Origin of the sequence: Streptomyces sp. NBC_01314 (assembly GCF_041435215.1) — a bacterium.
Taxonomy (GTDB): domain Bacteria; phylum Actinomycetota; class Actinomycetes; order Streptomycetales; family Streptomycetaceae; genus Streptomyces.
The window spans coordinates 266,944-290,052 of the sequence record NZ_CP108394.1 but is presented as its reverse complement, the minus strand read 5'-3'; the positions used below and the strand labels follow the sequence as shown (position 1 = coordinate 290,052).

Below are 23,109 nucleotides of genomic sequence, written 5' to 3'. Positions count from 1 at the left end.
TCGCAGTCCCCTCGGCCTGGCTGCCGCGCCGTTCCCGTCGGCCTGTCCGGCAAATCTCAAATCTCCGTGCCCTTCTTGCGGACCCGCTTCCGGGCGTGGTCGGCAGCGGCGTGGTTCGTCTTCCGGCGCCCGCAGCACCCTTGCTGGACGGCTCGCCGTCGATATACCGCCTGTTTCCCCCATCGAGTGATCGGAGCAAATGATGAGTGACACCCCCACCGCCGTGGACCTGTTCCAGCGCAGCCTGGACAGGTTCCTCGCCAAGGACATGAAGGGCTGGGCGGACCTGTGCGCCGAGGACGTCGTCGCCGAGTTCCCCTTCGCCCCTGAGGGCTCCCCGAGGAGGCTGGAGGGCCGCGCCGCCCTCTACGAGTACCTGCGCGGCTACCCCGAGGTCATCGACGTGGCCGAGCTCCCCTCGGTGAAGGTCTATGCGACCGACGACCCGAATGTGGCCATCGGGGAATGGAGCGCCTCCGGCCGGGTCCTGGCCAACGGGAACCCCTACGAGATGTCGTACGCCACCTTCGTGACGTTCCGTGACGGCCTGATCGTCAGCTACCGCGAGTACTGGAACCCGCAGGCGTTCCTGGCGGCCCTGGGCGGCGGAGGCTTCTAGACAGCAACGATCCGGGACTGGCAACCGGATCGTGCAGCCCTGTCAGCCACCACCTGACCTCGTCACGCTTATGGCCTGCCCAGGCAGTTGAACTCCCCACCGTATGTCTTCTCTCTCAAGGGAAAAGGGAAAGTCGGAATGACGAACTCCCAGTTCGAAATACCCGGTGCCACACGTCGCCTCTTCCTGGCCGCCGCGGCCGCCGCGGCTCCAGCCGCCCTGGCGCTGACCGCCGGGGCGACCCCCGCGGCCGCCTCGGCCCCGACCGGGGCGGCCACCGCCGCCGATCTGCCGGACTTCGCGCCGGTTCCGGCGGCCTCGCTCGGCCCGGCACTGAACAGCCAGGGGTACTACGTCGGACGAGTCAAGAAGAACCTGTACTGGGTCACGGACGGTGACTATCAGGCCGCATTCCTGACGACCCGCCACGGCGTCGTGCAGTTCGACGCCCCGCCGAGCCTGGGCCACAACCTCCAGCGCGCCATCGACGAGATCGCCGCCGCCAACGGTGTGAGCAACAAGGTCACCCACCTGGTCCACTCCCACCACCACTCGGACCACATAGGTGCTTCCGCACTGTTCGGCAAGAACGTCGTACGGATCGGACACGAGGACAACCGCAGGCTCCTGCGGCGCGACAACGATCCCGCCAAGCCCCTGCCCGAGGTCACGTTCAAGGACCGCTACACCCTGCACGTGGGCGGGGAGCGGGTCGAGCTGGCCTGGCACGGCTCCAACCACTCCCCGGACAACATCTACATCCAGTTCCCCGACCACGACACCCTGATGCTGGTCGACATCGTCATGCCTGGCTGGGCGCCCTTCGGCAACCTCAACTTCAGCGAGGACGTACCCGGATACGTCAAGGCCCCCACCACCGCCCTGGCCTACCCCTGGAAGCAGCTCATCTCCGGGCACATGGGGCGTCTGGGCAAGCGGGCCGACGTCACCATGCACCAGGCGTTCATCTCCGACCTCAACGAATCCTGCAAGCAGGCTCTGGGCACCGTCGACATCGCGCCCTACTACGCCCGCTACGGGAACAACACCTGGGCCGTGATCAAGACCTGGCTGGACGAGGTGTGCCGCACGGCGGCGGCTCCCGTCGCCGCCAAGTACACCGGTGTCCTCGCCGCCGCCGACGTCTTCACCACCACCAACGCCTTCTCGCTCGTGGAGTCCATGCGCCTGGATCTCGGATACGCCAACCAGATCCACCCCTGACAGCCGGCGCCGGGACTGTCACCCGAGCCTGCTGCGCCGAAGGCCGGCAAGGCCCGTCACCGGCTGATGTCCCGGGCTGTTGAACGCCGTGCGCCCGCCCGCCCCCATGCGCGCGCGGAGGCGGGCGGGCACACGGCACCCACCACATCTCAGCACGAACGACGCCGCGCCCGGCAGGGAAACCGCGGAGGCGGACGGCGTCCCGCAGACAAAGGAAAACGTCACCATGTCCGATCTGAAGATCGCCGTCATACTGGGCAGCACCCGACCGGGCCGCAACGGCAAGGGGGTGGCCGACTGGGTCGTGAGCAAGGCGGCCGGACGCTCCGGGGCGGACTACACGCTCATCGATCTCGCCGACTACCCGCTGCCTCACCTCGACGAGGCGATGCCGGCGTCCATGGGGCAGTACGCGGGCGATCACACGAAGAACTGGGCCGCCACGATCGCCGGCTTCGACGGATTCGTCTTCGTCACGCCCGAGTACAACCACTCCACGTCAGGCGTGCTGAAGAACGCCATCGACTACCTCTACAACGAGTGGAACAACAAGGCCGCCGCGTTCGTCTCCTACGGAGCCCTCGGCGGCGCCCGCGCCATCGAGCACCTGCGCGCCGTCAGCAGCGAACTGCAGATCGCCCACGTACGCCAGCAGTTGAGCTTCTCGTTGTTCAGCGACTTCGAGAACTTCTCGACATTCGCCCCGCAGTCGCTGCACGACGACGCGGCCACCATGCTGTTCGACCAGCTCGAGGCCTGGGCCGGGGCACTCAAGGGCCTGCGGCAAGCGGCATGAGTGACACCGCGAGGACAGTGAACGCAACCGGTCACGACGGTGAGCGGCGGGTCGCCGTCGTGACCGGGGGGTCCGGAGCGATCGGGTCCGCGATCGTCACGGCGTTGCGCGAGGCCGGCCTGAACGCCCTGTCGCTGGACCGGGACGGCGACGTGTCCGGTGACCTCTCCTCCGAGGAATCGACCCGGGCGGCCGCCGCGCAGGTCCTCGAACGGTACGGGCGCTGCGACGTGCTGGTGCACTGCGCGGCGGCGTTCGACCAGGCCGCGCTGGCCGACGTCGAGTTGAGTACGTGGCGTCATGTGCAGAGCGTCAACGTGGAGTCGATGCTGTGGCTGAGTCAGGCGTTCACCCCCGGGATGGCCGAGCGCGGGTTCGGCCGCCTCATCCTCATCACGTCGGACACCGTGTGGATGCCGCCCGATCCCGTTCTGCTGCCCTACATCACCAGCAAGGCGGCGCAGTTGGGCATGATGCGTGTGCTGGCTCGCACTCTCGGTCCCTCGGGCATCTCCGTCACGGCTGTCGCGCCCGGTCTCACCGACACGCCCGGTTCCCGCACGGTCAACAGCGACGAGCAGTTCGAGGCCGTTGTCGCCCAGCAGGCCCTGGCCCGCCGACTCGTTCCCGAGGACACCGCTGCGGCCGTGACCTTCCTGGCCTCGGACGACGCGGCAGCGATGACCGGCCAGGTGCTGTGCGTCGACGGCGGCCTGGTCATGCGCTGACACGGCCGACGCCCCGCACGGTCCGGGACGACTGACCTCGATCCACGCCGACGACCCACCGGGTGCACCGGGACTGGAGACTCTCATGACAACCATGCCGGTGATCCTGCTCGACGAGCAGCGTCGGATCGTCCTGTCCGAACGGCCCGTGCCCGCCCCCGGCTCCGGACAGGTCCTGGTGGATGTGGACCTGTGCGGGATCTGCGGCAGCGACCTGCACTCTCCCGACCTGCCCCAGGTCTACCTGGGCGGGTTCGTGCTCGGACACGAGGCGAGCGGAGTGGTCAGGGAGGTGGGCGCGGATGTCGAGGGCTGGGCGGTGGGACAGCGTGTCGCGGTCAACCCGAACGGCAACGTCTGCGGGGTCTGCGCCTACTGCCTTTCCGGACGCTTCAACTTCTGTCACCAGGCGACGATGAAGACCGCTCTGGGATTGCAGGCCGACGGGGCGCTGGCACCGGTGATGGTCGCGGCCTCCTCGACGCTGCGGGCGCTCCCCGATGCGATGGGCCGCGTCGAAGCGGCGTGGGTCGAACCGACCGCGACCGCCCTACGGGCAGTGCTGCTGGCCGGGGACCTGGCCGGCGCGACCGTGCTCGTCTCCGGCGGTGGACCGATCGGCCAGCTGGTCTGCCGCATCGCCGCCCACCTCGGAGCCGGCCGCGTCGTGCTGGTCGAGCCGACCCCCGAACGGCGCGGGTTCGCCCCTGCCTCCCGCGTCGACGTGGCCCTCACTCCCGCCGAAGCACAGACGCGGCTCACCCACGCCGACGACCCCCTGCGAGCCGACATCGCCATCGAGTGCTCGGGCAACGCCTCGGCGACCACGCTGGCCCTGACCGCGCTGCGACCGGGCGGTGTCCTCGTCGTGGTCGGATCCGGAGTGGGGGCGACCCTGGACCCGCTGGTCATCCTTCTCAACGAGATCACCGTGCGTGGCTCGTTCACCTACGTCGACGAGTTCGAGCAGGCCATCGACCTCCTCACCAGCAAGGCCATCCGCGTGGACGACCTCACGACCGCCGTCGTCCCCCTGTCCGAAGCCCTGGCGGCCTTCGAGTCACTGCGCGCCGCCCAGACCATGAAGATCCTCATCGAGCCGCACCACTCTTCCTGATTCGCCGGCCGGAGAGCCCGAGCAGACCAAAGCGTGTGACTGGCATGAGTACAACCGGACAGAACGAGCTGTTCGACGTCATCGTCGTCGGTGGAGGGCCCGTCGGAGCGGTCCTGGCGAACAGACTGAACTCCAGCCCCTCCCGCGCGAGTACACCGAGGTGCCGAGCGACGCACGGGTCGGGGGAGACCGGCGACCACTGACTGGGGATACGTCGCAAGCACCGTTCGACCCGACCAGCAGATCCCGTGACTGTCCGGCCCCCGCATCATCCGCCGGAGCGGTACGGAAACAAGCCACAACCCTCTTTGTCGGAGGCGTCTGCCCCGCGCGTCTTGTGACGGCTGCCATGAGGAAGCTGGCGGAATCCCACGCCTCGCTTGCCGAAGACGACATAGAGGCCCCCCACATGTCTCTGCACATCCCAAGGAACCCCTGTGCCCTTCACCCCCCACAGCGCCCTCCCTCCCGGCGCGAAACGTGTGTTCCGTGCCGCCATCGCCGCAGTCCTCGTGGCAGTCGCCGCCGCGATCGGCCCGATACCGGCGGCCTTGGCCGGCGAGACCGTGTCCGCCGCTGTCTCGTCCACAACCGTCCCGTCCGCCGCCGTCCCGTCCGTCGGCGGCGCCAAGCCCGCCGAGGACAAACTCGGTTCCAAGGACGCCGAGTTGCTCTCCGAGAGCAAGGCCGACGGCGACAAGAACGTCACCATGATGATCGCCACCGCTCCGGGACAGACCGAGCAGGTCGCCCAGCGGATGGACGCGGTCAACGGCGGTTCCGTGGGCCGTACTTACGACAGACTCGGGTACGTCCGCGCCACCGTCCCCACCAAGAAGGCGGACGCGGCCATCGCCGCCGCCGCGAAGCTCTCCTCCGTGCACGGCATTGATCTGGGTGAGCAGATACCACTGGACGACCCGCCACTTGGGGCCGCCAGCACGAAGAGCGCGTCTACGAAGGCGACCGCGGGCACCTATCCCGGGCCCGACGCGAACACCCCCGCCAAGAACCCGTACAACCCGTCCTTCGAGACGGGCGCCGTCGACTTCGTGAAGAAGAACCCCAAGGCGGACGGCCGCGGTATCACCATCGGCATCCTCGACACCGGCGTCGACCTCTCCCACCCAGCACTGCAGAAGACCACCACCGGCGAGCGGAAGATCGTCGACTGGGTGACCTCGACCGACCCGGTCACCGACGGCGACGGCACCTGGCGAGCGATGACGAACCCGGTCTCCGGGCCCGTCTTCACCTACGGCGGCCGCACCTGGCAGGCCCCGGCGGGCGACCACCTGGTCAACGTCTTCCGGGAGTCCGTCACGGCTCGCGGCGACGCCGAGGGTGACGTGAACCGCGACGGCGACGCCACCGATGTCTGGGGCGTGCTGTACGACGCGGCGGCCGGCACGGTCACCGTCGACGTGAACGACAACGGCGACTTCACCGACGACGAGCCGATGAAGCCGTACAAGGACGGCTACCAGGTCGGCTACTTCGGCACCGACGACCCGTCGACCGACGTCGCCGAGCGCCAGCCGTTCGTCGTGGAGATCCGCAAGGACGTACCCATGGACCCGTACGGTGGCGACTGGGTCGGCAAGAAGGCCGACTTCGTCAACATCGGCATCATCTCCGGCGCGCACGCCACCCATATCGCCGGCATCGCCGCCGCGAACGGACTGTTCGGCGGCAGGATGAACGGCGCCGCGCCCGGCGCGAAGATCGTCTCGTCCCGCGCCTGCGAGTTCGGCCCGGGCTGCAGCACGGTCGCCGAGACCGAGGGCATGATCGACCTCGTCGTCAACCATGGCGTCGACATCGTCAACATGTCCATCGGCGGCCTGCCGGCGCTCAACGACGGCAACAACGCGCAGGCCGAGCTGTACACACGGCTCATCGACACGTACGGCGTCCAGCTGGTGATCGCCGGGGGCAACGATGGCCCGGGAGCCAACACCATCGGCGAGCCCGGCCTGGCCGACAAAGCCGTCTCGGTCGGCGCGACCGTCTCCAGGGACACCTGGGCCGCCGACTACGGCTCGGCCGTGGAGAAGAAGAACAACCTGTTCACGTTCTCCTCGCGCGGCCCGCGTGAGGACGGCGGCTTCACGCCGACCCTGTCCGCGCCCGGCGCCTCGGTCAACGCCACACCGACCTGGCAGCCCAGCGTCACGACGGCCGAGGCGGGCTGGTCGCTGCCGCCGGGCTACTCGACGCACTACGGCACGTCAGCCGCATCACCGCAGGCCGCGGGCGCGAGCGCGCTGCTGCTGTCGGCGGCGAAACAGCGGGGCATCGACCTCACCCCGGTGAAGCTGCGCACGGCCCTGACCTCGACCGCCCACCACATCGAGGGCCTTCAGGCGTACGAAGAGGGCGCCGGCCTCATCGACATCGTGGACGCGTGGAAGGCCATCAGAGCCGGGGCCACCGCGCACGAGTACACGGTGAAGGCCCCGGTCGACACCGCGCTCGACCAGGCACTGAAGACCCCGGGCTTCGGCACCGGCATCTACGACCGCGAGGGTGGCCTGAAGGCCGGGCAGAAGAAGACGTACGACGTCACCATCACGCGTACCTCCGGCGCCGACAAGGCAGTCCGTCACACGCTGCGCCTCAAGAACAACGCCGGCGACACCTTCGAGATCGTCGGTTCCGACGAGGTGCGGCTGCCGCTGAACAAACCCGTGACCGTCAGGATCCAGGCGGCTCCGCGGGCCGCGGGCGTCAAGAGCACGATCCTCCAGGTCGACGACCCGAAGACCAGGGGCGTCGACAAGCAGATCCTGTCGACTGTCGTGGTCTCCACGCCGGTCGAGTACACCTTCTCCGCTTCGGACTCGGTGCAGCGCAACAGCTACAAGTCGTACTTCGTCACCGTTCCCGAGGGCGCCCACACCCTTGAGGTCGCGCTCGGCGGGCTGAAGGACAAGAGCCGGACCAGGTTCCTCGCCATTCACCCGTACGGCATCCTGCCCGACGGCGAATCGACGGAGGGCTGCTACAGCAACTACCTCGACGACAAAGGCTGCCGTGCTGACCTGCGTTCGTACAGCGCTCCGCAGCCGGGGGTCTGGGAGTTCGAGGTCGAGGCGCACCGTGCGTCGCCGCTGCTCGACAACCCGTACAGGCTGAGCGTCGAGGTGCTCGGCGCGGACTTCGCCCCGGAGACCGTGAAGGTCCCCGAGGCCAGGGTCGGCACCCCGTCGGCGGTCTCCTGGCAGGTGACGAACAGCCACGCGCCGGTCGACGGCACGGTGGAGGGCGGCTCGCTCGGCTCCGCCAGGACCGCGCGGCCGACCATCGGCGAGGGCGCCACGCAGACCACCACCGTCGAGGTGCCCGAGGGCGCCACGTCGCTGGACGTCGTCATCGGCGGTGCCTCCGACACGGCCGCCGACCTCGACCTGACGGTCTACGACAAGGACGGCAACCTGGTCGGGCAGGATGCGGACGCCGACTCCGACGAGGCGGTCTCCGTCCTCGACCCGGTCGCCGGCGAGTACACCATCGAGGTGTACGGCTTCGCGGTGCCGGGCGACTCCACCGCTTACGACTACCGCGACACGTACTTCTCCGCCACGCTCGGCACGGTCGAGGTCAGCGGCTCGGCGCCGGTGAAGCTCGGCACGGGCGACTCGGCGGCGGTGGCCGCCGACGTCACCGCCGCGGGTACCGGACCCGACGGACGCGACCTGATCGGACAGGTGCGGCTGGTGAACGCGCGCGGCACGATCGCGGGCGTCGGCACCGTCCTGATCGAGAAGGTCACGCCCTGACCTTCGGCTGCTGACGAGGGTGGGCGCCCCGTACACCGGACGCCCATTCGTGATCCACATACTGCTGGCCGACCGACACCACGCGGGCCAGACATAAATCGCACACGAGAGGAATACTTACGATGTCCAAGACCATGGGAAACCGTTCGTCCGCCAAAACCTTACGACGCACGGCTGTGCCGCTGTTGGCGTTGGGGCTGCTCATCGGCGGGGGCCCGGCGGCCACTGCCGCTGCCACGGGTGGCGCCACCAGCACTACTGCCACTACCGCGGCAGCCGGCGCCTTTACCGGGCAGGAAAAGGTCATCACACTGCCCGGCGCCACCTCGGCCGAGGGCATCGCCGCCGGAGCAGGGTCGACCTTCTACGCAGGCGACCTCTTCCGCGGCGACATCTACCGCGGTGACATCCGCCGCGGCACCGCGGAGCTCTTCATCGACGTACCCGAGGGCCGGGTGGCGGCCGGCATGAAGGCCGATGTGTGCCGCGGTCTGCTCTTCGTCGCCGGCGGAGAGAGCGGCAAGGGGTACATCTACAACACCCGCACCGGCGCGACCGTCGCCACCCCGCAGCTCAGTGCCGTCGGCGCCGGCTTCATCAACGACGTGGCCCTCACTCGCGGCGGCGCCTGGTTCACCGACTCCTCGCAGGCGAAGCTCTACTTCCTGCCCATCAACAGACACGGCACGCCGGGCAAGGTCCGCACGCTGGACGTCACCGGCCCGGCCGGCGGGACGAGCGGCGCCTTCAATCTCAACGGGATCCAGGCCACCCCCGACGGGAAGACCCTGATCGTCGCCAACACCAGCACGGAAGGGATCTACACGGTCAACCCGGCCACCGGGGTCAGCACACTCATCGAGGGCATCGGCCGGCGGCCCAACGCCGACGGCCTCATCCTGGACGGCCGACGGCTGTGGGTGGTGCAGAACTTCGATAACAAGATCGCACGCTTCGAACTCAGCAGGGACCTGAGCCACGGCACGCTGCAGAAGGAGATAACCAGCCCGCACTTCGGCGTCCCGACCACAGCGGCGCTCTTCGGCCCCCACCTCGCCGCGGTGAACGCGCACTTCGACACCGGAGTACCGCCGACCGCACCCACCTACGAAGTCGTCGTCGTCAAGTCCTGAGGACGACGTGACCGCGGGGTCCTGCCCACGCAACAGCGTGGCAGGACCCCGCAGTCACCCATGTACTGACCGGCTCACAACAACACGTACGTCATCGACGGCGACAATAAAGGGCTGTCCCGTAACGGCCGGGGTGTGACAGTCGGGTTCAGACTGCGCCGTGGTCTGCGCGGCAGCCCAGCGACGGATGTGCTGGTCGGGATGGGCCTGGGAAGACGATCGTGGCCGTTAATAAGGACGCCGACGCCCCGATCTTCGACCTGGTCGACTACGGCGTGGTCGGTGACCTCTTCGACGTCGTCCCCCAGCTCACCGAAGAGATCAGGAGCCGCAGAGGCTGACCCGGGGAACCGTCTCGTCCAGCCTGGTTCCATGGACGATCGCCATGCGGTTTCGCCGGCATCCAGGAGTCGAGGTCGCTGCCGCGGCACTCGGTCATGAACCGGCCTGCCTGTGGAAGAGGTTGTGGCTGCCCATGCGCCCGAGGCAACGGATCTCCCGCAACAGCCGCCCGACCGGTACACCGCGGGATCCTCGGCACGGCTCCGGGCAAGTGGTCGCGGCAGGGGTCGGCCCGGCAGGCACGGTACGGGGGCGGCGACACAGACATGAACCGGCCCGGCGCGGGCTCCGCCGGCCAGCCGCACGCGACCGGTGCTTCGCCCTGCCCTCGCCTCACACCCCTCTATTTGTTGACACGTCAAGCACCTTGGCCAATAATTGACACATCAACAAGTCGCTGCTGTGTGGCAGCCGAGCGGGATGACAGTCGCGGCCCTCGAAGGGGGGCTTGGCTTTCGGCATGTCGAGCACTACCGCCCGGTCCACAACGACAGTGCCTCTCCCCCCCACACAGAGGTGAAGGATGACCATGACCAAGCGCGGCACGCGCCGTCTCGCCCGCCTGACCGGAACAGCCGCGGCCGGCGCGGCACTCGTACTGACCGCCCAGGCACCGGCATCGGCCGCCGGCCCCTACCCGGTCTACTTCAAAACGAGCACGATTCCGGATGAGTTCAACAGCATTCGGCCGGTCCACCCCAATGTGAGTTACCCCTGCAACACGGTAGTGCGGTCCGCGTCCAGGACCGCTGCGGCGGGAAGCTACGGCCCGCTGATGAAGGCAAAGGGAAACAAGCAGGAGTTCCAGGGCTACACGAGCACGGACTGCTCCACGGGCGGGGGCACCTCTGTCACCGTGACGTTCGGCGATCCGACGATGACCGAGCCCAGCAACGGCCAGCCGTACTACCTGCTCGACTGGCGCTGAGACCGACCCGCAAGTGTCCCGGGGCCGGGCTGGATCGCCCGGCCCCGGGGCGGATCGGGAGTGTCTAATCAACGGCGGATCTGCTGATCAAGGAGATGCGTCTGATGACGGAGACCGTCGTGGAGAACGAGCAGGCCGAGCAGGTGGTTCAGGCACCGACGAGTGCGGTGTCGGACGAGCAGCTCGTTGCGATGCTCGTTGACCGTGCCCGAAACGAGGGGCTGCAACTGACCGGCGAGGGCGGGCTGTTGCAACAGCTCACGAAGCGAGTGCTCGAGTCCGCTCTGGAGGGCGAGATCACCGACCACGTCGGCTACGAGAAGCACGATCCGGCCGGGAAGAACAACGGCAACAGCCGCAACGGGACCCGGGCGAAGACCGTGCTGACCGATGTCGGCCCGGTGGAGGTGAGGGTGCCGCGCGATACCGCCGGCAGCTTCGAGCCGCAGATCGTCAAGAAGCGCCAACGGCGTCTGACCGGCGTCGACGAGATGGTGCTCTCCTTGTCCGCGAAGGGCCTCACTCACGGAGAGATCTCCGCTCATCTCGCCGAGGTCTACGGAGCGGAGGTGTCCAAACAGACCATCTCCACCATCACCGATAAGGTCATGGACGGCATGGCCGAATGGCAGAACCGGCCCCTCGACCGCGTCTACCCCGTCCTGTTCGTGGACGCCATCAACGTGAAGATCAGGGAAGGAAAGGTCGCGAACCGTCCGATCTACGTGGTGATGGCGGTGACCGTGGACGGCACCCGCGACATCCTCGGCATCTGGGCCGGCGACGGCGGCGAGGGCGCGAAGTACTGGCTGCACGTGTTCACGGAGCTGAAGAACCGCGGCCTGGACGACGTGCTCATGCTCGTCTGCGACGGGCTCAAGGGCCTTCCCGATGCGGTGGAGGCCGTCTGGCCCCGCACGATTGTCCAGACGTGCGTGGTTCACCTGCTGCGCAATTCGTTCCGTTACGCCGCCCGTCAGGACTGGGACAAGGTCGCAGGGGCGCTCAAGCCCGTCTACACCGCACCCAGCGAGGATGCGGCGACGGAGCGGTTCCTGGAGTTCCAGGAGTCCTGGGGAGGGAAGTATCCGGTGATCGTGAAGCTGTGGTCGGACGCCTGGGCCGAGTTCGTGCCCTTCCTCTCCTTCGACGTCGAGATACGCAAGGTCATCTGCAGCACGAACGCGATCGAGAGCGTTAACGCCCGCATCCGCAGGGCTGTCCGCGCCCGCGGGCACTTCCCCAACGAGGCCGCCGCTTTGAAGTGCATCTACATGGCGCTGATGAGCCTGGACCCGACCGGCAAGGGCCGCAAGCGGTGGACCATGCGCTGGAAGGCGCCCCTGAACGCCTTCCAGATCGCCTTCGAAGGCCGCCTCACCCCGAGCAACAACTGACCTTCAACAACCAAGATCAGCCGTTAAGTTGACACACCCTCAGGCGGCTTTGAGTGGACGTCCGCCTCAGCGGATGCCCTTCCCGCTTCGGGTACGAGCGCGTTCCTTGCGTTCGGCAGCCAGGACGTCGCGGTGGCGGGCGTTGGCGTTACGCCAGCGCAGGTAGGCGTGCAGGACCCGGTCCTTGTTGGTGGCGGTGCGGCGGGCCAGGGACACGACACTTGTCGCCGTCGATGACGTACGTGTTGTTGTGAGCCGGTCAGTACATGGGTGACTGCGGGGTCCTGCCACGCTGTTGCGTGGGCAGGACCCCGCGGTCACGTCGTCCTCAGGACTTGACGACGACGACTTCGTAGGTGGGTGCGGTCGGCGGTACTCCGGTGTCGAAGTGCGCGTTCACCGCGGCGAGGTGGGGGCCGAAGAGCGCCGCTGTGGTCGGGACGCCGAAGTGCGGGCTGGTTATCTCCTTCTGCAGCGTGCCGTGGCTCAGGTCCCTGCTGAGTTCGAAGCGTGCGATCTTGTTATCGAAGTTCTGCACCACCCACAGCCGTCGGCCGTCCAGGATGAGGCCGTCGGCGTTGGGCCGCCGGCCGATGCCCTCGATGAGTGTGCTGACCCCGGTGGCCGGGTTGACCGTGTAGATCCCTTCCGTGCTGGTGTTGGCGACGATCAGGGTCTTCCCGTCGGGGGTGGCCTGGATCCCGTTGAGATTGAAGGCGCCGCTCGTCCCGCCGGCCGGGCCGGTGACGTCCAGCGTGCGGACCTTGCCCGGCGTGCCGTGTCTGTTGATGGGCAGGAAGTAGAGCTTCGCCTGCGAGGAGTCGGTGAACCAGGCGCCGCCGCGAGTGAGGGCCACGTCGTTGATGAAGCCGGCGCCGACGGCACTGAGCTGCGGGGTGGCGACGGTCGCGCCGGTGCGGGTGTTGTAGATGTACCCCTTGCCGCTCTCTCCGCCGGCGACGAAGAGCAGACCGCGGCACACATCGGCCTTCATGCCGGCCGCCACCCGGCCCTCGGGTACGTCGATGAAGAGCTCCGCGGTGCCGCGGCGGATGTCACCGCGGTAGATGTCGCCGCGGAAGAGGTCGCCTGCGTAGAAGGTCGACCCTGCTCCGGCGGCGATGCCCTCGGCCGAGGTGGCGCCGGGCAGTGTGATGACCTTTTCCTGCCCGGTAAAGGCGCCGGCTGCCGCGGTAGTGGCAGTAGTGCTGGTGGCGCCACCCGTGGCAGCGGCAGTGGCCGCCGGGCCCCCGCCGATGAGCAGCCCCAACGCCAACAGCGGCACAGCCGTGCGTCGTAAGGTTTTGGCGGACGAACGGTTTCCCATGGTCTTGGACATCGTAAGTATTCCTCTCGTGTGCGATTTATGTCTGGCCCGCGTGGTGTCGGTCGGCCAGCAGTATGTGGATCACGAAGGCGACGAAGGCGAAGCACCTGGTCGCGTGCGGCTGGCTGGCGGAGCCCGCGCCGGGCCGGCTTCGGCGGCCCTCGCGATTCCGTCGTTCGTGAGGAAGAACCGTCGATATCTGTATGCTCGTCCGCACTCTCCGAGCGCGAGCTTCCTGCGCTCGAAGGCTGGTGCGCTCCTTCTTGTGCTCCTTCTCGGGGTTGTGGTGGGCGTCGGCTCGTGCGGAGCGGCGGTTGCGGACGAGCGGGAAGGGGTTGACCAGCAGCGATCCGGTGTCGCGGTCCAGGTGGAACTCGTAGAACTGCCGACGGTGGGCTTGCCGGTCACCGGGTTCGGCGTTCCCTGCCTGGGGCTATGAAGATCTTCGCCCGCGTTCAAAACGGTACCCGCGCGCAGACCGCAGAACTCAGCCCCGTGCTGGACGCGGAAGAGACCGAGCCGGGCCGCGCCGGCAACCCGGCACCACGCACTGCCCGGCGGCCGGGCATCCATGGACCGCGGCAGTGTTCAGAACGGGTACCGCTCGATCTTCGCCTGCGCGGTCACCCACTGCACCTCTGTGAAGGTGTCGAGGTTGGCTCCGCCTCCGAAGCGGCCGCCGGCCGCGGAGGCCTTGGTGCCGCCGAAGGGGGCGACGGCCTCGTCGTCGACGGTCTGGTCGTTGATGTGGACGGCGCCGGACTCGATGCGTTCGGCGAGTTCCAGAGCGCCGAACACATCCTGGGTGAGGATGGCGACCGACAGGCCGTACTCGGAGGAGTTGATGATCTCGATGGCCTCCTCGACGGTCTCGTAGGTGGTCACGGGGGCTACGGGGCCGAAGATCTCCTCGGTGAACGCGGGCGCGTCGTGAGGAACGCTGGCGAGGACGGTGGGCCGGTAGAACAGCCCGTCGTAGGTTCCGCCCGCGGCCAGGCGCGCGCCCTGGGACACGCTGCGGGTGACGATGCCGTGGACTCTGTCACGCTGGCGTTCGTCGATGAGCGGGCCCAGGGCGTTGTGCGGGTCGGCCGGGTCGCCGACGGTGATCGCCGCGGCCTTCTCTGCGAGCTTGGCCACGTACTGCTCGGCGACGGAGGCGTGCACCAGGTGCCGTCCCGTGGTCATGCAGATCTGGCCCTGGTGCAGGAACGACCCCCACGCGCCGGCCGACGCGGCCGCGTCGAGGTCGGCGTCGGGCAGGACGAGCAGGGCGTTGTTCCCGCCGAGTTCCAGGTGCACCTTCTTCAGCAGGGGTCCGGCCGCCGCGCCGATCGCCCGGCCGGCGGCGGTGGAGCCGGTGAAGGAGATGCACGGCACGGCCGGGTGGGTCACCAGCGCCTCACCGACATCGGCCCCGCCGGGCAGGACGTGCAGTACTCCCTCCGGCAGGCCTGCCTCGGCCAGCAGTTCGGCGAGAGCCAGTCCGCCCGAGACCGGGGTGCGCGGGTCGGGTTTGAGGACGACGGCGTTGCCGAGGGCGAGCGCGGGCGCCACTGAGCGCATGGAGAGGATGGCGGGGAAGTTGAAGGGCGAGATGACCCCGACCACCCCGAGGGGGATCCGGCGGGCGAACGACATCCGCGGCCGGGTGCTGCGCAGCAGTTCGCCGTAGGGCTCCGCGGCGAGCGCGGCGGCCTGGAAGAGCTCGGAGACCACCAGAGCGGTCTCGAAGGCGGCCTTGCCCATCCCGGACCCGGCCTCGGGAATGAGCCAGCGCACCAGCCGGGCCGGGTCGGCCTCCAGCAGGGCCGCCGCCTTGCGGAACACCTCCGCCCGCCGGTCGTAGGGCAGCCGGGCCCAGTCCCGCTGGGCCTTCGCCGCGAGCTCGGCGGCCCGGTCGACGTCGGCCGGGGAGGCGGCGCCGACCGTGGCGAGCACCTTGCCGGTGGCCGGTGCGGTCACGTCGACGGTCCCGCCCTGGCCCTTAGCCCAGGTGCCGTCGAAGATCTTGCCGTCCCATGGCGGACGGGCGTGGGCGGATGGCGGTTCAACTGTCGTGGTCAACGTGGTCTCCGGGGTTCGTGGGCGGCTCATGGGTGCGGGGGGATCAGTGCGCGTCGCGGAGGGCGGACACGCTCTTGTCGAGTACGGTCTGGTCGGCCCAGCTGCCGTGGAAGCCGAACGGCACGCGTACGGGCAGCCCGACCCGGGCCAGGGGCTGGGCGACGAGGTCGGACGCGTCGTGGATCAGCAGCTCGCTCAGACCCGTCTCGGGGTTCCACCACAGGGACAGCAGATAGCCGTCGTCCTCGCCGCGCGGGTCGGTCCGGGGGACGAACACCGGCTCGCTGGGGCTGGTGAGCGGGTGCGGTCCCTCGACGACGACCGTGGAGTCCTTGAGGTAGTCGTGGCGGGCCAGGCCGTCGGTCATGGTGTCGGGGGCCAGGTCACGGGTGGTCACGAAGTAGCCGTACCGGTGCTGCCGGCCGACGTAGCTGTCGTTGATCTTCGGGAACTCGCCGGCGATACCGGAGACCCGGCCGTCGGCGACCTTGCCGGTCGCCGTGTCGATCCGCCACTGCCAGGAATAGCCCGGGGGAAACCACTCGTGGGAGCTGAGCGGAGTGAGGCTGTCGGCGGGGCTGCCGATGCGGGAGATCCGGTGCATGTCGATGACGACCTCGTCACCGGTCTCGTAGGCGTTGTAGAAGTGCGTGGGCGCGAACATGCCACCGGCCTCGTACCACTTCACCTCGTGGGTGCGGCGGTCCATGAGCACGATCTGTGTGCCGTGCGGCAACGCAGACTCGTCCCAGACCACGCCGGGCCGGCCCTGGGCGACCAGGTCGAGGCGGAGCAGGTTGGGCGCGACGAAGAAGATCGCGTAGTTCTCACTCACGACGAAGTCGTGCATGAGGACCGGGATGCCGATGTCGATGGTGTGGGAGTCGATGACCTGTCCGGTCCGGACATCGGCGCGGTACCACGTGATGACGGGGCCGGTGGCGGCGAAGAACAGCAGGTCGCCGGTGGCCGGGTCGGTCTTGTAGTGGGCGGTGCACAGGACGTCGATGCCGCCGTGGAAGTCGTAGGTGCCGTACGTCTCCAGGGTCTGCGGGTGCATCGCCATCGGCAGACCGCCCTCGAAGCAGACGAGCAGGTGGTCGTCGAAGATGCCGACGCTGGTGTTGGCCACGTTCTTGGCGGGCGGGGCGCCCTTGGGCAGCCGCCCGGGCGTGCCGCCGTTGACGAAGCCGCTGTAGACGGCCTCGCCCTGCTCGACCTCGAACTTCATCGAGTCCGTCGCCACCCAGCCGGTACGGAAAGCCGCCTTGCCCTCACGCAGATAGAGCGCGGCCACCATGCCGTCGCCCTCCCACCAGTGGTAGCGGTCCAGGTTGCGGGGCTGGAAACGGGGGTTGGAGGAGACACGGAACAGGGCGCCGGCGAGATCGTCCGGGATCTGGCCCTGTACCGGGAGGTCGTAGCTGTGGCTCTCCTCCGTCCACGGGGCGAACGGGCCACGCAGCCACTTGTTGTCCGTCGGCCAGTTCTGGTCGGGGCCGCCGCGCGGGGCCTGCGGCGCGACGGACATCGGCGTGGTCGCGATGACGGGGACGGACGGGGTGTTCATAAGGTCCCTTTCACGGGGAACAGGCTCTGCGAAGAGGCTCGAAGGCCGCGCCGGTGCAGGTACGGCAGCTGCGTGGCGACCGGGGCGAAGGGCCGGTACGCGCCGGGCCCGCAGCCGCCGTGCTCTGATGTGCCGGGCAGGCGCGGGGACTTGGCGGCTCATACATCGCTCCGTAACCCGGTGGGCACCTCCTCGTGCCCGGCCCGGTCATCTTCCGGCGCCGCACGCCGGTCGTCCTCGGTGCCGGACGACAGAATCGGGGTTCGGTTTTGTCGCCGCAGCGCAGTCAGCGGCGGTACGGGGTGCGACAGCCGTGGCGAGGCCCGTGCGGTCTGCGGTCAGGGAGTGATGATCCGGCTGATCTCCAGCGCCAGTCGCAGCGGCAGATGGTCCTGCGGCAGGGGCCTGCCCATCAGCTCTTCGGCCCGCTTGACCCGGTAGGCGACGGTGTTGGGCGCCACGAACAGTTCCTCGGCGGCGAGGGTGCGGCTGCGGCCGTGCGCCAGATACCGGCGGAGTGTCTCGCGGATCTCGGCAGCCTTGGGGCCGGGGCCGGCCAGCGGTCCCAGGACGTCGCGCATGTAGCGCTCGGCGTGCTCGGTGTCGGCGGTCAGCAGCGACAGCTCGGCGATGTCGGCGTAGGCGTATGTACCCGGGTCGCCGAGGGCCTGTGCCACCCGCTGGGTCTCCCGGGCGGCGACGTGGCTGCCCCGGAACCCCTCGTCGCCCCGGGCCGGTGGTCCCAGAGCGACGTAGATGCCGCCGGGGTAGTGCTCTGGCCTCGCCCTCGTCTCCTTACGGATCAGGGAGACGAGATCCGTCGGCGGTGGGTGTGGCCAGCTCAGCCATGCCCACAGTTCGGACGTTCCCGTCGGCAGGACGAGGGAGCGCACGGCCTGCGAGACGCCGACGAGATCGGCGGCGAGCCGGTGCAGCGGCACGGAAGCGCTCTGCCCGTCCCCCTCGGCGTCTGTCCACACAACGGCGGCCATGTGGTGGTGGCCGAGGTCGAGGCCCAGGGTGTTCACCACTGTCGCCGGGTCGGCGTGGAGGCCGGCGAGGAGGTCGTCCACGAGTTTGCGGCGGGCGGCCATGAGACTGCCCGCCCAGTGCTCCCGCTCCGCCGCGTACTGGGTGGCGAACACCGCGGTCAGCTCTTCGACGTAGGCGAAGGACAGCCGGGCGACGCGCTCGCTCTCGTCGGGCCACCGTTCCGCTTTGACGAGGAGCCGCAGAGCGGACAGCAGCCGTCCGTAGGTGTGGACGTGAGAGGTCCACACGGCCCGCAGGATACGGTCCAGCGGCACGCCCCGGTGCACCAGATCGCGGTTGCCGTCGACTGCCTCGGGCGGGGCGTCGATGCGGCCGGCCGGCGTGTCGTTGAGCAGCCCTCGCAGGATCGCGATGCAGCACGCCTCCACCGATCGGCGTGCCGTCCGCAGGCCCACCGGTCCATCGGCGACTTCGGGAGACTGCCGGGCGCACTTCTCGGCGGCCCCGGCGGCCGTCTCCACCACCCAGGCCACGGGACCGGGGCCCAGGTCGGCTTCGGCCTCCGCGACCGTCGCGGGGGACAAGGCCGGCGCCGGGTGGTCCGCGTCGCTGTCCGGTCGCAGTCGCAGCAGCCATTCGCCGGCGCCCGTCATGACTCTCACCTCGCTCATCTGCGGCCCATCATCCTCCCGATCACGGCAGACGGTGCGATGTCAGTACTCATTCATGCGGGGCCGGACCGGGTCCGGGCGGGGCACTGTCGAAGAGGGGGGCCAGCAGCTCGCGCGCCTTCTCGGGGGTGATGACGTCCGCCGGGTCCATCTTCTCGATGCGGCGGCTGCCGGTGTCCTCGTAGATGTGCTCGCCGATCAGGCGGCAATCCGCGTCGTACGGCCAGAACGACGCCATGTAGTGAGTGAGCTGGTAGTAGGCGTCCGGGTCGTCGATGTCCTCGCCCTGCTCGGCCAGGACCCGGCCGGGGAGATGGTGGCCGAAGAAGGATTCGATGGCAAGGCCCCAGTCCGCGACGGCCACGTGTTCGGTGATCGGGCCGAAGACGTTTGCGCGGGCTTCGGTGATGCCCGCGTAGAAGGCGCCGATCTCGGCCGTGCCGCGCAGGCGGAGCGAGGTGCCGTTCTCGTTGATGCGGTAGCAGGGTTCGTCGACGGTCATGTCCGGCCGGAGAATCTCCTGCCAGCGCCCGGAGACCTCCAGCAGCGCGTGCCGGCGGAAGTTCAGCAGGATCGCCCGGTGCCGCTGGTTCTCGGTGACCGCGAGCAGCGCGTCGGGCTGTCTGACGATGTTGCGTACGTCGAACACGTTCATGTGCTGGCCTTTCGAGCCGAGTGGTTCACAGGCGGATCTGCATGGGGTCGCTGGCATCGACGCCGCCGTCGATGACATGGACGGCGCCGGTGATGTACGGCGCCTCCTCGCTCAGCAGGAAGGCGACCAGGGCGGCGACCTCGTCGGCCGTGCCCATGCGCCCGAGCGGGCTGTGCGTGCGCAGCGCGGCGGCGGCCGCCTCGCCACCCAGCGCTTCGGCGAGGGGCTGCTGCAGCGGCGTCTCGATCAGGCCCGGCGCGACGACGTTCACCCGCACCCCCAGGGGTGCTCCCTCGATCGCGGCGCTGCGGGCCAGGCCGATCACGGCATGTTTGCTCGCCGTGTAGGGCACGACCGCGGCGCTCGCCCGCAGCCCCGCGAGGGAGCTGGTGACGACGACGGCGCCGGGGCGGGCGGTGGCGCGGAAGTGGCGCAGCGCGTCGCGCAGACCGAGGAAGACACTGCGCTGGTTGACCGCGACGACCTGGTCGTAGTCCGTCACGTCGAGGTCGGCGAACGAGCCGAAAGGGCCGGGGATTCCCGCGTTGAGGTGGAGCAGATCGACGCGGCCGAAGTGGGCGACGGCGGCCTGGAGGTACTCCGCGGCGTCGGCCTCTGCCGACACGTCGGCTGCGATGGCCAGCGCCCGCCGGCCGCACTGCGCGGTCACGGCGGATGCGGCGTCACCGTCGCGGTCGACGAGAGCGACCGAGCAGCCCTCGGCGGCGAGGCGCCGCGCGGTGGCCGCCCCGATGCCGCTGCCGGCACCGGTCACCACCGCCACACGCCCGGTAAGCCCGGCGAAGGACATATTGACCCACCACGCCCTTCAGGTGTCCTGTTATTTAGGACTAGCATTTTGTTTAACAGGACACTAGCCTGCGGCCACACGTCGGTCAACGACATGGAAGGAGCCGCAACAGTGAACATTTCGGACACCGCCCTGACCGTGCAGGAACTGGGAAAACACTTCGGCGGCGTGACGGCGCTGGAGGGCGTGGACCTCACAGTGCGCCGTGGCGAGGCGGTGGCGGTCATCGGCCCGAACGGCGCCGGGAAGAGCACCCTGCTCAAACTGATCGCCGGGGTGCACCGCCCGGACTCGGGGAGCATCCATCTGGGCGAGCGCCCACTGGACCGGCTGGCGCCGCACCGCATCACCAGACTGGGGGTGGCCCTGGCCCACCAGGTCCCAAGGCCCTTCCACAGCCTGAGCGTCCGCGACAACGTGCGGATCGGAGCCATGGCCGCCGATCCGCCCATGCGCGCACCGGAGCTCACCGACCTGCTCGCCCTGTGCCGACTGGACACCAAAGCCTCCCGCGCCGCGGACTCGCTGCGCGTCCTGGACCTGAAACGGCTGGAGGTCGCCCGTGCGCTGGCCACCCGGCCGCAGGTGCTCATGCTCGACGAGGTGGCCGCCGGGCTGGTCGGCCGCGAACTCGACGAGGCGATCGACCTGATCCGCCGGGTGCACCAGCGCGGCACCACCGTGATCCTCGTCGAGCACATCGAACGGGTCGTACGCGAGCTCGTCGACCGCGTCCTGGTGCTCAACTGGGGGCGTCCGATAGCGGAAGGCACCCCGGCGCAGATCGCCCTCGACGAGCAGGTGCGCGCGGTCTACCTCGGTGACAGCGGCTCATCAGAAGGAACCGGCCCCACCCCCCGAGCCGCCGGCCGTTCCCCTATGGCCGCTCAGGACACACAGGGCGTACAACAGGACACCGCGGCAACCGCCGCACAGGGCGACACGGACGACGCGCTGGTCCTGGACGGCGTCACCTCCGGATACGGCGACATGCTGGCCCTGCGGGACTTCTCGCTGCGCCTGAGGCCCGGGCAGATCGTCAGCGTGCTGGGGGCGAACGGCGCCGGGAAGTCCACGCTCTGCGGCACCCTCATGGGCACCGTCGGCACCCGTACGGGCCGCATCATGGCGTTCGGCCGGGACATCACCCGCCTGCCGGTGCACGAGCGGGCCCGCCTGGGCATCGCCTACTGCCAGGAGGGCCGCCGCGTCTTCGGTGACCTCACCGTCGCTGAGAACCTGCAACTCGGCGCTCCACTCTCGCTCGCCAGGGGTGAGGTACACACCCGGATGGAGCGGGTGCACGCCGTGTTCCCCGTGCTCGCCGAACGCGCCGGGCAGCGCGCGGGCACGATGTCCGGTGGGCAGCAGCAGATGCTCGCCGTGGGACGCGCCCTCATGGCGAACCCGTCCGTACTGATCTGCGACGAGATCTCGCTGGGCCTTGCCCCGGTCGCCATCGACGCGCTGTACCAGGCACTCACCGACATCAACGCCCAGGGCGTGGCGATTCTGCTCGTCGAGCAGAACGTCAAGCGCGCCCTCGGCATCTGCGACCACGCGGTCGTCCTCTCCCGGGGGCGCGTCTCCTACCGCGGCGGCCCGGCCGGTCTGCTCGACGACGCCGACCTGGACGCCGCGTACTTCGGCACCTCCGCCACAGACGCCGCCTCCTCCGCCACCGTCCCCCCGACGCACCTCGGCGTGCCCACCCGCACCCGCACCACTGGAGAACCCTCATGAGAACGCTCAGACCCTCCCTGCGTCTGGCCTGCGCCACCGTCTGCGCCGCGTTGCTCGTCGCCGGCTGCGCCGGCAACGACACATCGAGCGCGGGCAGCGCGAACAGCACCGGCCCCATCGTGATCGGCACCAGCATCTCCCTGTCCGGCAACACGGTGCTGGCCTCCATCAAGGACGGCTACCAACTCGCCGTCGACAAGGCGAACGCCGCCGGCGGGGTCACGGTGGGCGGCGTCAAGCGCAAGATCAAGCTGGTCGTGCTGGACAACCGCAGCGACACCAACACGATGGTGCAGCAGGTCCGCTCCCTGGTGCTCAGCGACCACGCGGTCGCCCTGCTGGGTTCCTGCTGCCAGCAGAACATCGACATGCAGGGCCAGGCCGACGCGCTGAAGACCCCCCTGATGATGGGCGCCCTCCCGGTGGAGCTGCTGCCCAAGGGCAAGGGCTACACCTGGGACTCCTTCCAGTCCCTGGCCGACGGCGCCGACAAGTTCTACGAACTCGCCGACACCACGTCCACCAACAAGAAGATCCTGGTGGTCACCAGCAACGACGCCCAGGGCAAGTCCACCGGGCAGCTGTGGGCCGGGCTGGGCAAGAAGAACGGCTACACCATCGCCTCCACCAAGGCGGTGCCCACCGGCACCACCGACTTCTCCGACGTCATCCAGTCCGGCAAGTCCACCGGCGCGCAGGTCCTCATCGCCTCCATGGCACCGCAGGACTGCTTCGCGATGTGGAAGCAGATGAAGGCGCTGGCGTACAAGCCGAAGCTCGCCATCGGCCTGCAGTGCGCCCAGACCCCCGGCTGGAGCTCGCTGGGCACACTCGGCGACGGCACGCTCGTCCAGCTGAACTGGACGGACTCCGCAGGACTCCCGGACACGCAGATGATCGTCGACAAGTTCGCCAAGAAGTACCCGGCCCTCAACGACCTCGGCTCGGTCGCGCTCGGCTACCACGAGGCCCAGGTCCTGATGAACGCCATCTCCCGCTCCGGCGACGCCACCGCAGCCTCCGTCAACAAGGCCCTCGCCGCCACCGACATGACGTCCGCTCTGGGCCCCGTGAAGTTCACGGCCAACAAGAGCACCACCCCGTCCTTCATCGGGCAGTGGGAGAACGGCAGGATCCAGCAGGTCTGGCCCGCCAAGGGCGCCGTCCCCCTGAAGTCCCTGGCCGGCCTGCGCTGAGCCGTCCGCC

At 69.1% G+C, this 23,109-nt stretch carries 18 protein-coding genes and 2 pseudogenes; 13 read left to right on the top strand and 7 right to left on the bottom strand.

Going from position 1 to position 23,109, the window contains the following annotated elements; genetic code table 11:
• The first annotated feature begins 202 nt into the window (after window positions 1-202).
• The 10 genes and pseudogenes from OG622_RS01235 (at window position 203) to OG622_RS01190 (ending at window position 12,066) form a co-directional block, all read left to right on the top strand.
• Window positions 203-619, top strand: a complete 417-nt coding sequence (locus OG622_RS01235; protein WP_371572456.1) for a nuclear transport factor 2 family protein — start codon at window positions 203-205, stop codon at window positions 617-619.
• 138 nt (window positions 620-757) lie between these two features.
• A complete protein-coding gene (locus tag OG622_RS01230; RefSeq protein ID WP_371572454.1) occupies window positions 758-1,843 on the top strand; it encodes an MBL fold metallo-hydrolase in 1,086 nt (361 codons plus the stop codon).
• 226 nt (window positions 1,844-2,069) lie between these two features.
• Complete coding sequence (locus OG622_RS01225; protein WP_371572452.1) at window positions 2,070-2,639, top strand: NADPH-dependent FMN reductase; 570 nt, start codon at window positions 2,070-2,072, stop codon at window positions 2,637-2,639.
• Between the two features lie 17 nt (window positions 2,640-2,656).
• Window positions 2,657-3,367: an SDR family NAD(P)-dependent oxidoreductase gene (locus OG622_RS01220; protein WP_371572450.1), complete on the top strand. Its 711-nt coding sequence runs from the start codon at window positions 2,657-2,659 to the stop codon at window positions 3,365-3,367.
• 85 nt (window positions 3,368-3,452) lie between these two features.
• Window positions 3,453-4,484 (top strand): zinc-binding dehydrogenase, encoded by a 1,032-nt coding sequence (locus OG622_RS01215; RefSeq protein WP_371572448.1) that lies wholly within the window; start codon window positions 3,453-3,455, stop codon window positions 4,482-4,484.
• Between the two features lie 437 nt (window positions 4,485-4,921).
• Window positions 4,922-8,266, top strand: a complete 3,345-nt coding sequence (locus OG622_RS01210; RefSeq protein WP_371572447.1) for a S8 family serine peptidase — start codon at window positions 4,922-4,924, stop codon at window positions 8,264-8,266.
• A gap of 122 nt (window positions 8,267-8,388) precedes the next feature.
• Window positions 8,389-9,399: an SMP-30/gluconolactonase/LRE family protein gene (locus OG622_RS01205; protein ID WP_371572443.1), complete on the top strand. Its 1,011-nt coding sequence runs from the start codon at window positions 8,389-8,391 to the stop codon at window positions 9,397-9,399.
• 212 nt (window positions 9,400-9,611) lie between these two features.
• Window positions 9,612-9,740 (top strand): annotated as a pseudogene (locus OG622_RS01200) (electron transfer flavoprotein subunit alpha/FixB family protein); the annotation flags it as partial.
• Window positions 9,741-10,264: 524 nt separating this feature from the next.
• Window positions 10,265-10,669: a hypothetical protein gene (locus tag OG622_RS01195; protein ID WP_371572445.1), complete on the top strand. Its 405-nt coding sequence runs from the start codon at window positions 10,265-10,267 to the stop codon at window positions 10,667-10,669.
• A 191-nt stretch (window positions 10,670-10,860) separates the two neighbouring features.
• Window positions 10,861-12,066: an IS256 family transposase gene (locus tag OG622_RS01190; RefSeq protein ID WP_371583975.1), complete on the top strand. Its 1,206-nt coding sequence runs from the start codon at window positions 10,861-10,863 to the stop codon at window positions 12,064-12,066.
• A gap of 66 nt (window positions 12,067-12,132) precedes the next feature.
• Here the strand turns inward: OG622_RS01190 and OG622_RS01185 are convergent.
• Window positions 12,133-12,258: pseudogene (locus tag OG622_RS01185) on the bottom strand (IS630 family transposase); the annotation flags it as partial.
• A gap of 136 nt (window positions 12,259-12,394) precedes the next feature.
• The gene (locus tag OG622_RS01180) at window positions 12,395-13,405 is read right to left on the bottom strand and encodes an SMP-30/gluconolactonase/LRE family protein (RefSeq protein ID WP_371572443.1); all 1,011 of its coding nucleotides are present in this window, start codon (window positions 13,403-13,405) and stop codon (window positions 12,395-12,397) included.
• On the opposite strand from OG622_RS01180, the gene OG622_RS01175 reads away from it, so the two are divergent.
• The gene (locus OG622_RS01175; RefSeq protein WP_371572441.1) at window positions 13,392-13,832 is read left to right on the top strand and encodes a hypothetical protein; all 441 of its coding nucleotides are present in this window, start codon (window positions 13,392-13,394) and stop codon (window positions 13,830-13,832) included. The two genes, OG622_RS01180 and OG622_RS01175, sit on opposite strands and share 14 nt — an antisense overlap.
• A gap of 149 nt (window positions 13,833-13,981) precedes the next feature.
• Here OG622_RS01175 and OG622_RS01170 read toward each other — a convergent pair whose 3' ends face one another.
• The 5 genes from OG622_RS01170 to OG622_RS01150 form a co-directional block, all read right to left on the bottom strand.
• Window positions 13,982-15,490: an aldehyde dehydrogenase family protein gene (locus OG622_RS01170; protein ID WP_371572439.1), complete on the bottom strand. Its 1,509-nt coding sequence runs from the start codon at window positions 15,488-15,490 to the stop codon at window positions 13,982-13,984.
• A 13-nt stretch (window positions 15,491-15,503) separates the two neighbouring features.
• Window positions 15,504-17,030 (bottom strand): carotenoid oxygenase family protein, encoded by a 1,527-nt coding sequence (locus OG622_RS01165; RefSeq protein ID WP_371572438.1) that lies wholly within the window; start codon window positions 17,028-17,030, stop codon window positions 15,504-15,506.
• Between the two features lie 338 nt (window positions 17,031-17,368).
• Window positions 17,369-18,694, bottom strand: a complete 1,326-nt coding sequence (locus tag OG622_RS01160; protein ID WP_371572436.1) for a PucR family transcriptional regulator — start codon at window positions 18,692-18,694, stop codon at window positions 17,369-17,371.
• Window positions 18,695-18,743: 49 nt separating this feature from the next.
• Window positions 18,744-19,349, bottom strand: a complete 606-nt coding sequence (locus OG622_RS01155) for a hypothetical protein (RefSeq protein ID WP_371572434.1) — start codon at window positions 19,347-19,349, stop codon at window positions 18,744-18,746.
• A 25-nt stretch (window positions 19,350-19,374) separates the two neighbouring features.
• Window positions 19,375-20,160: an SDR family NAD(P)-dependent oxidoreductase gene (locus OG622_RS01150; RefSeq protein WP_371572432.1), complete on the bottom strand. Its 786-nt coding sequence runs from the start codon at window positions 20,158-20,160 to the stop codon at window positions 19,375-19,377.
• A 111-nt stretch (window positions 20,161-20,271) separates the two neighbouring features.
• Here OG622_RS01150 and OG622_RS01145 point away from each other — a divergent pair, with 111 nt between their 5' ends.
• The gene (locus OG622_RS01145; protein ID WP_371572430.1) at window positions 20,272-21,903 is read left to right on the top strand and encodes an ATP-binding cassette domain-containing protein; all 1,632 of its coding nucleotides are present in this window, start codon (window positions 20,272-20,274) and stop codon (window positions 21,901-21,903) included.
• Window positions 21,900-23,099 carry an ABC transporter substrate-binding protein gene (locus OG622_RS01140; RefSeq protein WP_371572428.1) on the top strand — a complete coding sequence of 400 codons (1,200 nt, stop codon included), beginning with the start codon at window positions 21,900-21,902 and terminating at the stop codon, window positions 23,097-23,099. Before OG622_RS01145 ends, OG622_RS01140 begins: the two co-directional genes overlap by 4 nt.
• The last annotated feature ends 10 nt before the right edge of the window (window positions 23,100-23,109 follow it).